General features: G+C 55.5%; 3 protein-coding genes. All 3 read right to left on the reverse strand.

Annotated features, from left to right (window positions below):
- A partial coding sequence (locus AC1DOC_RS28530) for a hypothetical protein (RefSeq protein ID WP_478131007.1) occupies positions 1 to 361 on the reverse strand: 361 nt, incomplete at its 3' end.
- A gap of 118 nt (positions 362 to 479) precedes the next feature.
- Positions 480 to 2,105: an NAD(P)/FAD-dependent oxidoreductase gene (locus tag AC1DOC_RS28535; RefSeq protein ID WP_478131008.1), complete on the reverse strand. Its 1,626-nt coding sequence runs from the start codon at positions 2,103 to 2,105 to the stop codon at positions 480 to 482.
- Between the two features lie 10 nt (positions 2,106 to 2,115).
- Positions 2,116 to 2,553 carry a GtrA family protein gene (locus AC1DOC_RS28540; protein WP_049809883.1) on the reverse strand — a complete coding sequence of 146 codons (438 nt, stop codon included), beginning with the start codon at positions 2,551 to 2,553 and terminating at the stop codon, positions 2,116 to 2,118.
- Positions 2,554 to 2,661 lie beyond the last annotated feature (108 nt).

The following is a 2,661-nucleotide window of genomic DNA, read 5'->3' on the forward strand; positions in this document are numbered from 1 at the left end:
CTTCCAACCTGCGCTCCACGCCACCGCCATCACTGAAGTAGCGCTGGAACATCAAAGAAATCTCGTCCTTGGACACGACACCATCGGCCGCCGCCACGTGCTCGATCATTCTGACGGAATAGGAGCGATCCACTGTTGTCGGAATCGTGAACACGAAGGCATACACGAGCAGCAAGGTCAGCAGCGCGTCCTTCGCATAGGACGATCGCGGCTGTCTTCTGTATTGCATCAGGCCTTGAACAGCCGCCCCGATGATGGCGACGGACATGCCCTGATAAAAAATGAAGCCCCCCGGAATCAAGTGGCGCCACAGCACCAGCAGCACGATGGATGTTAGAAAACCAACTGCGATCGACTTCATCGGTGTTTGCCTCAGCAGCACGAGCCCACAGGCTCCCGGACCCGTGGGCAACACGAAATTTGCTGCATGACCGGAGCCCAGACCTTCGCCCAAGGACGATTGGTCGAGCTCCGAATTTTCAGGACTGCACGCCCAAGGCTGGCGTTCCACCAACCAGTTCGGGCTCCACAGGAATCGATTTATCGTCCGGCACGACCTTCTCTTCGTGGTACTCGTCGTCCACATTGATAGCCCACAGGCGGCTCTTGTCGACAACGCCCGTGATGATCTGATGCGCGGCCTCCTTTGCCGTCAACATTGAGTGATCTTGATTGTTGTATCGATGCATTCCGTTGCGCCCGACCAAGAACAAGTTGGGAATGGCATCCAGCGCAGACTGAACTCGACCAAACTGCTCGTAAGCTTCGCCAAAATAGCCAGGATATGCTTTCGGAACACGGAGCACCGTGGCGTCGATAGCTCGCGAAGCGCTGACCAGTTTGATCTGCTTCATTTCCGATTGCGCGAGTTGCTTGAGCGCGTCATCACTCATCGACCACAAATCATCGCCCTCTTTGCAGAAAAATTCGAGCCCCAGCCACACAGTGTCTGGATCGCTCACCATGTAAGGGCTCCAGTTATTGAAGACCTGCACTCGGCCCACTTTGACGCCGGGTTCTTGAATATAGATCCAGTTATCGCTCAAAGCGACCGGTAAATCCTCGCGCCGATATAGAAGTCCTACCGTCATGAAATCTCGATATTCGAGACGACTTGCGATGTCCGCGACTTCAGCTGGCCAAGCATCTTTCGAAGCGGCCACGAGATCCTTGACGGGCATGGTAGATATGACATGCGTGCACTGGAGCCGCTGGTGCTGTCCATCATGCGAGACCACCTCCACCGATCGCACAACTCCTTCGGAGATTTCAATATGCTGCGCCCGATGTTTCATCAGCAACACACCGCCATTGCTCATGAACCGCTTGGCGACTTCTTCCCACATCTGTCCCGGGCCGAGCTTCGGGTAGACAAACGATTCGATCAACGACGTCTGCTCAGCTTGGCCATTGTTCATGCCAAGTGCAGATTTCGCCGCGTGCCACAACGCTTTGCTGACTGAGAGGCTCTTAACACGCTGGGCACCCCAGGCTGCACTGATTTCGCTGCAGGGCACGCCCCAGACCTTTTCGGTGTATTCCTTGAAAAATTGCCGATACAGCTTCTCACCAAAACGATTGATAAAGAAGTCCTGCAACGAGGCTTCCTGCTTGATCGGGTTCGCCTTGGCCGCGATGTAGCTGAATCCGAAGGTGACAGTCTTTGCCCACCCAAGCTTTCGCAGATTCCCAGCGTTGAGCTGCAAGGGGTAATCGAAGAAACGCTCGTTGAAGTAGATCCGAGAAAGACGACTCCGGACCATCATCACGTCATCTCTTGTCGACGGATTCACTTCCGCAAGATTTCCGGGCAATGCGTCTCTCTGCTGGCCTTGGTACTTGAAGCTGAGCGATGCGCCCTCCCCTGCTTTCTCTACCGGGAGTATCGATGCCCACCATTGCATCACCCAGTCCGACTTGGAGAAGAACCGATGGCCGCCAATGTCGATACGGTTGCCGCGGTACTCAACGGTCTTGGAGATTCCGCCCACTTGGGTATCCGCCTCGACCACACAAACCCGCTGAACGCCTGCGCGCTGGAGTTCATACGCAGCCGTGAGCCCTGCAGGACCCGCGCCGATCACCACAACATTGATTTCATTCATGTTTATCTCCTCACGCCCTCGAGAAAAGCACCAGCTTGCGCAGTGCAAAGTTGCAGACAAAGCTAGCGCCTGCCGCTCCAATCTTGGTCCAGCGGTAATCAAGATGTAGTTGCTGGGTGCCTACCTGCATGATGAGCATCGTCAACAGGAGACCCGCGACTCCCAGCATGGCAAATGTGAAGAACTCAGCGACAGGCTGTGCAACGCGCCGGCTTGCGAATACGAACTTCACGGAACACAGGTAGACCACAGCCAGACCGGCCATGAATGCTGCAACGGATGAGTGCACAACAGGCAATCCGCACCCCGAAACCAGAATCAGGAGCACCGCCGCATCCACCGCAAGCCCCGCGAGTGATACTGCGAAGTAGCCTGCAAACTCCTTTACGACGGACAGCGCCGACGGGCTCGTCGCAGAGGAAATACCGTAGGAGGAATTAGCTTGCATCTACAGCCTTGTGGTTGATAGTCTTCGATTTCGCAATGAGTTGGGCGCAGCTGTACAAGTAGTACGTCTTCAGGCTGCTCTCGCGTCCGGCCTCTGATACTTCCGGTG

It is taken from the genome of Variovorax sp. 01T439_2 (genome assembly GCF_056398445.1).